Below are 7,581 nucleotides of genomic sequence, written 5' to 3' on the forward strand. Positions count from 1 at the left end.
GCTCGCTGTGAGTTGCGCTGGGCTTTCGATGCATCGACGCAGGTGGGGGCTTGACATGCGATCGAAGGTCAGGCTTGGCTTTGCCTCACTCCGTCCCTCCCTCGACCGTCACCCACGTGAGGCCCGATACCGATGATCTCCTTCTCCCCGGACACCGGGATCTGGCTGCTGACCACCCCGCACACGTCGTACGCCCTGCGGATCGACGAGACGGGCGCCCCCTGCCATCTGGCGTGGGGGCCGCGGCTGACCCTCCCGGAGGCGGAGGACCTCCTCGTCCCCGTCGAGTCGGCGGGCGACAGCTTCGAGGGACGGCCGCCGGTGGGCGAGGAACTGCCCGTCGACGGAGGCACCCGCTTCGGCCCGCCCTCCCTCCAGGTGCGCTACGCCGACGGCTCGCGCGCCTTCGAATGGGAGCCGGTGGGACACCGCGTGCACGAGCCCGCGTCCGGCAGCGCCGAACTCGTCCTGGAGTTCCGCGACCGGCTCTACCCCCTGCGGGTGGCGCTGCACTACCGGGTGCGCGAGGACACGGACGTCATCGAGCGCAGGACCGTGCTGCACAACGCCGGGGACCAGCGCGTCGACCTCCTGCGGGCCGACTCCGCCGCCTGGACCCTGCCCCCGCTGCCCGACTACCGGCTCAGCCACGTCACCGGCCAGTGGTCCGCCGAGACCCAGCTGCGCCGGGATCCCCTGCCCTACGGCGAGACCGTGCTGACCAGCAGGCGTGGCATCACCAGCCACCACGCGAACCCCTGGCTGATGCTCGACGCGGGCGACGCCACCGAGGACCACGGGCGGGTGTGGAGCGCCGCCCTCGCCTGGTCCGGAACCTGGCGGCTCACCGCGCAGCGCACCCCCGACGGCCGGGCCGGCTGGACCGGCGGCGCCGGTCACGAGGGCGTCGGCCTGCCGCTCGCGCCGGGCGAGGAGCACACCACTCCCGTGTTCGCCGGGCTGTGCACCGACGGCGGCTTCGGCGCGGCGAGCCGCGCCTGGCACGCGTACACGCTCGCCCATGTCCTGCCGCGCGGCCGGGAGAGCGGGGCGGTGCTCTACAACTCGTGGGAGGCCACCGGCTTCGACGTCGACGAGGCCAGTCAGAAGACCCTCGCCGAACGGGCCGCCGCGCTGGGCGTCGAGCTGTACGTCGTCGACGACGGCTGGTTCGGCTCGCGCCGCAGCGACCGGGCCGGTCTCGGCGACTGGACGCCGGCCGCCGACCGCTTCCCCGACGGCCTCGGCCCGCTGTCCGACACCGTGCACGGGCTCGGCATGCGGTTCGGCATCTGGGTGGAACCGGAGATGGTCAATCCCGACAGCGACCTGTACCGCGAACACCCCGACTGGGTCCTGCACATCCCCGGCCGGACCCGCAGCGAGCTGCGCAACCAGCTCGTCCTCAACTTCGCCCGCCGGGACGTGGCCGACTGGGCGTACGGGTGGCTCACCCGGCTGGTCGGCGACCACGCCGTCGACTTCCTCAAGTGGGACATGAACCGTGCCTTCAGCGAGGCGGGCTGGCCGGGCGCCGACCAGGGCGACGACCGGCTGTGGAGCGCGTACGTCACGAACCTGTACGGCGTCCTGGACCGGCTGCGCGCCGACCATGACGGCCTGCGGATCGAGACGTGCAGCGGGGGCGGCGGGCGCGTCGACCTCGGCATCCTCGCGCGCACCGACCAGGCCTGGGCGTCGGACAACACCGACGCCGTCGACCGGCTGGCCATCCAGCACGGGTACGGGCAGGTGTACCCCGCGCGCACGATGTCCGCGTGGGTGACCGACGTACCGAACCAGGTCACCGGCCGCACGGTGCCGCTGCGGTTCCGGTTCCACTCCGCCATGGCCGGGCTGCTCGGCATCGGCGGCGACCTCACCCGCTGGTCGCAGGAGGAACTCGCCGAGGGCGCGGCGCTGGTGGCCGAGTACAAGGAAGTGCGCCACCTCGTGCAGCACGGCGCGCAGTACCGGCTGACCGAGCCGCTCGGCGACCGGCCGACGGTGGTGCAGTACGTCGCCGAGGACGCCGCCGAACTCCTCGTACTGGCCTGGCAGCGCGGGCCCCGGCACGGCACGCCCCGCCTCCCCGTCCGGCTGCCCGCGCTCACGCCCGGCGCCCGCTACCGCGACGCCCGCACCGGCGCCGTGCACCACTCCACGGTCCTCACCGAGTACGGTCTCCTGCTCGACCTGCCACGCGGCGACTGGTCGAGCACGGCCGTCCACCTGGTCCGGCTGCCCGACTCCGACTGAGACCCGCGCCGACGGGGGCACCCGACGTTGTCGGATGCCCCCGCTTCGAGCCCGGCCCGGACGGTCAGCCGGTGGCGCAGGAGACCGTCGGCCAGGTCCAGTTGCCGTTGGCCTGCACGGTGACGCCGAAGGTGTTGCCGCTGCCGTTGGGCTTCGCCGTCAGCACCTGACTGCTGGGGTAGCTCGCGCTGACGTTCCAGGTGGAGAGAACCTTCGCCGGGGACGGGACGTTCATCGTCACGGTCCAGTTGCTCGACCCGCTCACCGACACATTGAGGTTGTACCGGTCGCTCCACCGCTCCCCGGCGGACAGGGTCGCCGTACAGCCGGTGCCGCCACCGCCGCCGCCACCGCCTCCGCCGCCCGATCCGGTGCCGCCGACCGTGATGTTGGAGTTGCCGCTGCTCTGGTAGCCCTCGGTCGCCATGATCATGTAGTAGTTGAAGCTGCCGAGGGGCATGCCTGCCCGGTTCCAGGCGTCGAAGTGGTTGCCAGTGGTGATGGTGCCACCCGTGCGCTTCGACTGGCGGACGCTCCAGTACTGGTCGAAGGTCTTGTTGCCCTCGACGGACGGGGCGTTGTACCGCGTCGTCTTGTAGATGTCGTACGTGCCGCCGTCACTGGTGACCGTGCCCTTGTAGGTTCCGGTGGGCCGGTAGGTGCCCCAGTTGTCGACGATGTAGTACTCGACGAGCGGGTTCGCGGTCCATCCGTACAGCGTCAAGTAGGCGTTGCCGGACGGGTTGAAGGTGCCCGAGTAGGTCACGGCACGCCGCCCGCCGTTGGCCCAGCCCTTGCCGGCGACGAAGTTCCCGGTGTTGCGCCAGGTGGTGCTGTAGTTGCCACCGGCGGCGAGGTTCATGGAGACGGTGCCCGGGGAGTCCGTCCAGAACGAGTAGTAGTAGCCGTTGTCGGTGCCGGTCTGGTTGCTCGTGACGACGGTGTCGGCATGGGCCGAGGCCGGCAGCAGCATCGCCACGACGACGGCCAGGGCGACCGTCCAGACACTGCGGACGAGCCTGCGGAACGGCGTGCGACTGCGGCCCTGCGTGCTGCGGCTCTGCGTGCTGCGGCTCTGCGGATGGATGAACGCGGCCATGTGCGCGCCTCCTCCTTCGGGGGACGGGAATGGCAAAAGTGTTGAGCTGTCCCCGTCAACAGTCAACTGTTTCGGTAATCATTTCGAAACGTTCGGAGACTTTGAGGTGTCGTCAGGCGGGCTATTTCGGCAGACCAATGCTCTCACCTGGCGGGACTCCTCAAGTGGACGGAACAGAAAGGCCATCATGGAGATCCACTGGAGCGGTCAGCCAACTTCGAAACATTCGGACGCCTTCCGGACGAACGTACGTTCCGTCCGTCACTCGATGGGGATCCGCCGATCTCCGACTCCGGCGGCCCACCGTGCTCAAGGGGACATGGGGGAAGCGGCATGACGTATTCGACACCGCGCGGTCCCGGGCGAGAGGAGAGGACATGATCGGCGGGCAGATGTTCTTCTCCCTGCTCGTCCTCGACTCCCTGCACCGCCTCGGCGTCCATCTCTCCGAGGAAGGAGCGGCGGCGTACTTCTACGCCTGGCGCGTCGTCGGTGCGATGCCGGGCGTCGACCAGGACGCCGTGCCCGGGGCCCTGCCGGAGGCGCGCCAGTTCCTGGACCTCTACATGACGCGCCACATGGGCCCGTCCACCGAGGGCGCCCACCTCACTCCACAGCTCATCGACCTGTACGAGGACGTCGTCCCCGGCACCCTCTTCGACCCGGTCGTGTCCGCCCTGATCCGCTACCTCGTCGGCGACACCTGCGCCGACTGGCTCCAGGTCCCCGCACCCCCTGGGACACCCGCGTGCGGGCGGTCCCCCACCTCCTGGGCGTCCTGGAGTCGATCGAGGACCGCTCACCGATGGCCGGCTGGGCCCTGGACCGCCTGGGCCATCTCACCACCGTCCTGGAGCTGTCCTCCCTGACCCGAGGCCGCGTCATGTACTACGCCATCCCCGAGCAGCTGAAGGAGGAGTACGGCGTCGCCCGAGGACCGGCCGGGACCGGCCGTTGGACACCGCCGCCCGCCACCGTCTCCCGACCGCCCCAGCGCAGAGGGGCGGGGCGGCGCAGACCTCCCCAGGCGCACCGCCCCGCACACACGAACCACGTGTTCCCAGGAAACGGCGCGGCACACCCGTGTCGGACTGCGCATCACGCCGGACGTACACGACGACGGCCGCGGCACCGACCGGCCGGCGAGCCGCACCGACACGGGCACCGCCGCCGTCGGGCAGTCCCGCCCGGTCGGCACCCCGTCCCCGGGCGGACAAGCTCGGGGTCAGACTGATCCGGAAGGAAGACGCCCTCTCCCCGCAGGAGTACGCATGCACCTCGACGTCGACGCGATCCGCGCGCAGATCCCCGCCCTGAAATCCGGCTCGGCCCGCTTCGACGCGCCCGGCGGCACGCAGACCCCGCAGCCGGTGATCGACGCCGTCGCCGAGGCCCTCGCCCACCCACTGGCCAACCGGGGACACCTCACGGAGGGCGAGCGCAACGCCGAGGACATCGTGCTCGCGGCCCGCCGGGCGATGGGCGACCTGCTCGGCACCGACCCGGACACCGTCGCGTTCGGCCGCAGCGCCACCCAGCTCACCTACGACCTGGCGCGCACCCTGGCCAAGGACTGGGGCCCCGGTGACGAGGTGGTCGTCACCCGCCTCGACCACGACGCCAACATACGGCCCTGGGTCCAGGCCGCCGAGGCGGTGGGCGCGACCGTGCGGTGGGCGGACTTCGACCCGGGCACGGGCGAGCTGGCCCCGGAGCGGATCGGGGACCTCCTGTCCCCGCGCACCCGGCTGGTGGCGGTCACCGCGGCGTCCAACCTTCTGGGCACCCGTCCCGACATCCCGGCCGTCGCCGAAGCCGCCCACGGGGCAGGCGCGTTGCTCCATGTCGACGCGGTGCACTTCGCCTCGCACGCCACGGTCGACCTCGCCGCGCTCGGCGCGGACACCCTGGTGTGCTCGCCGTACAAGTTCCTCGGTCCGCACCTGGGCGTCCTGACCGGCCGGGCGGCTCTGCTGAAGTCCCTGCGCCCGGACAAGCTGCTGCCCTCCGCCGACGCCGTCCCCGAGCGCTTCGAGCTGGGCACGCTGCCGTACGAGCTGCTGGCGGGGGTGCGGGCCGCGGTGGACTTCCTCGCCGGTTTCGTGCCGGGCACGGGAACCGACGGCCGCCGGGCGCGGCTGGTCGCGTCCTTCGCCGCGATCGAAGCGCACGAGGAGGCTCTGCGCGAGCGCATGGAGGTCGGGTTGTCGCAGGCCGACGGGGTGACGGTGTACTCACGGGCCGCGCGACGCACGCCGACGCTGCTGTTCACGGTGGCCGGCCACGCCCCGGCCGACGTCTCCCGGCATCTCGCCGGGCACGGGGTGGACGCGCCGGCCGGTTCGTTCTACGCCCTGGAGGCGTCCCGCCACCTGGGTCTCGGCAATGGGGGCGGTGTACGGGTCGGGCTGGCGCCGTACAGCTCCGCCGAGGACGTCGACCGGCTTCTGGAGGCGCTCGCCGTCCTGGAATGAGACACCCGCGGGGACGTGCCGAGCGTCCCGGATCGGCGTAGCGTCCTTGGTGACAGAGGCGCGGCATGCCCTGCGGGGGCGGGCCGCGCCGCGCGTGGAGCCGGCAGCCGCCCGCGAGCTCCCCTGCGACGCTGGAGGTGCCTCGTGACGTACACAGGTGATCCGGCCGTGGACGGGTGATCCGGCCGTGGACGGAGATGGCCTGGACGCCGCGTTCGCCGAGACCGTGCGCCGCACCGGCGCCGCCGTCGGCGCCCTCTACCTGCTCTCCCCCGACGAGCAGGTCCTCTGCCTGGACGTGCTGAGCGGGGCGCCCGCCGAGCTGGCCGAACCGTGGGCGCGTGTGTCGGTGGCGGCCCCTGCACCGGTGGCGGACGCGGTCCGGGAGGAGCGCATGGTGTGGGTGGGCAGCCAGAGCGAGATGGCCCGCTCCTACCCGCGCACGGCGATGGCGCTGCCCTATCCGCTGGCGCTGGCCGCCGCACCGGTCACGGGTGTCCGTCGCTGGGGTGCCCTGCTGCTGATGTGGCCGGCCACCCGTCCGCCGTACATGACGGGGCGCGAGCAGGGCAACATCATGTCCAGCTGCCGACGGCTGGCGCGGCTGATCGAGGAGGCCGCCGAGCGCGGCAGGCCGCCGGCCGGGACCGGCCGGCCGCGGGTCCTGCCCAACGGGACCGACCGCCGAGACGCCGCACCGGCGATGGCGGCGGCCGACTTCGTCGAACGGCTGCCCGGCGGCAGCTGCGCCCTCGACCTGGCGGGCCGCTTCACGTACCTCAGCTCCGGAGCCTGCACCCTGCTCGGGCGCGAGGCGGGCGATCTGTTGGGCACGCTGCCCTGGCAGTCCCTGCGCTGGCTCGACGACCCCACCTACGAGGACCGCTACCGCGCCGCCGTGCTCAGCCGCGCACCCGTCTCCTTCACCGCCTGCCGGCCGCCCGGCCAGTGGCTGGAGTTCCACCTCTATCCGGACGACAGCGGCATCAGCGTCCGGATCGTTCCCAGCGGTGCACAGGCCCTGCCCGCGGCGGCGCCCCGCCAGGTCGTGAGCGCGGCCGAGCCGTCCCGGATGGGGCAGCTGTACCAGCTCACGCATCTGGCCGCCGCGCTCACCGAGGTCGTCGGCGTCCAGGACGTCGTCGATCTGATCGCCGACCAGATCATGCCCGCCTTCGGCGCCGAAGGGCTGGTGCTGTCCACCGCCGAGGCGGGCCGGCTGCGGATCATCGGGTACCGCGGCTACTCGCCGCGGACCATCGAGCGCCTCGACGCGCTCCCGCTCGACACGAGGTTCACCCCGGCGGGGCGCGCCCTGAGCAGTGGCATCCCGGGCTTCTTCTCGGACCCGGAGGAGATGCGGCGCATCTACCCCGAAGCCCCGCGCATCAGCGGCAAACAGGCCTGGGCCTTCCTCCCGCTGATCATCTCGGGCCGCCCGGTCGGCATCTGCGTCCTGTCCTACGAGCACCCGCACGACTTCCCGGCCGCCGAACGCGCCGTCCTGACCTCGCTCGCCGGACTCATCGCGCAGGCCCTGGACCGCGCCCGACTGTACGACACCAAGCACGACCTCGCGCATGCTCTCCAGCAGGCACTGTTGCCGCGCACGCTGCCCCCGATAGTCGGTCTGCGCGTCGCCGCCCGCTATCTGCCCGCCACCCGCGGCATGGACGTCGGCGGGGACTTCTACGACCTGATCCGACTCGACGACACGGCCGCGGCGGCCGTCATCGGCGACGTCCAGGG

At 72.3% G+C, this 7,581-nt stretch carries 4 protein-coding genes and 1 pseudogene; 4 read left to right on the forward strand and 1 reads right to left on the reverse strand.

Going from position 1 to position 7,581, the window contains the following annotated elements:
• Positions 1 to 126 precede the first annotated feature (126 nt).
• Entirely contained in the window at positions 127 to 2,259 is a 2,133-nt protein-coding gene (locus BZL64_RS02015; protein WP_086765449.1) for an alpha-galactosidase, read from the forward strand.
• Between the two features lie 64 nt (positions 2,260 to 2,323).
• On the opposite strand, the gene BZL64_RS02020 is transcribed toward BZL64_RS02015, so the two are convergent.
• Positions 2,324 to 3,358 carry a glycoside hydrolase family 11 protein gene (locus tag BZL64_RS02020; protein ID WP_086765451.1) on the reverse strand — a complete coding sequence of 345 codons (1,035 nt, stop codon included), beginning with the start codon at positions 3,356 to 3,358 and terminating at the stop codon, positions 2,324 to 2,326.
• 368 nt (positions 3,359 to 3,726) lie between these two features.
• On the opposite strand from BZL64_RS02020, the pseudogene BZL64_RS02025 reads away from it, so the two are divergent.
• From BZL64_RS02025 to BZL64_RS02035, 3 genes and pseudogenes are all read left to right on the forward strand, one after another.
• Positions 3,727 to 4,340 (forward strand): annotated as a pseudogene (locus tag BZL64_RS02025) (oxygenase MpaB family protein); the annotation flags it as partial.
• A 289-nt stretch (positions 4,341 to 4,629) separates the two neighbouring features.
• Positions 4,630 to 5,832: a cysteine desulfurase-like protein gene (locus BZL64_RS02030; RefSeq protein ID WP_086765453.1), complete on the forward strand. Its 1,203-nt coding sequence runs from the start codon at positions 4,630 to 4,632 to the stop codon at positions 5,830 to 5,832.
• A 187-nt stretch (positions 5,833 to 6,019) separates the two neighbouring features.
• The coding region (locus BZL64_RS02035; protein WP_244205145.1) for a GAF domain-containing protein at positions 6,020 to 7,581 on the forward strand (1,562 nt) is incomplete at its 3' end.

This window comes from Streptomyces bobili (genome assembly GCF_002154575.1).
GTDB classification, from domain to species: Bacteria; Actinomycetota; Actinomycetes; order Streptomycetales; family Streptomycetaceae; genus Streptomyces; species Streptomyces bobili.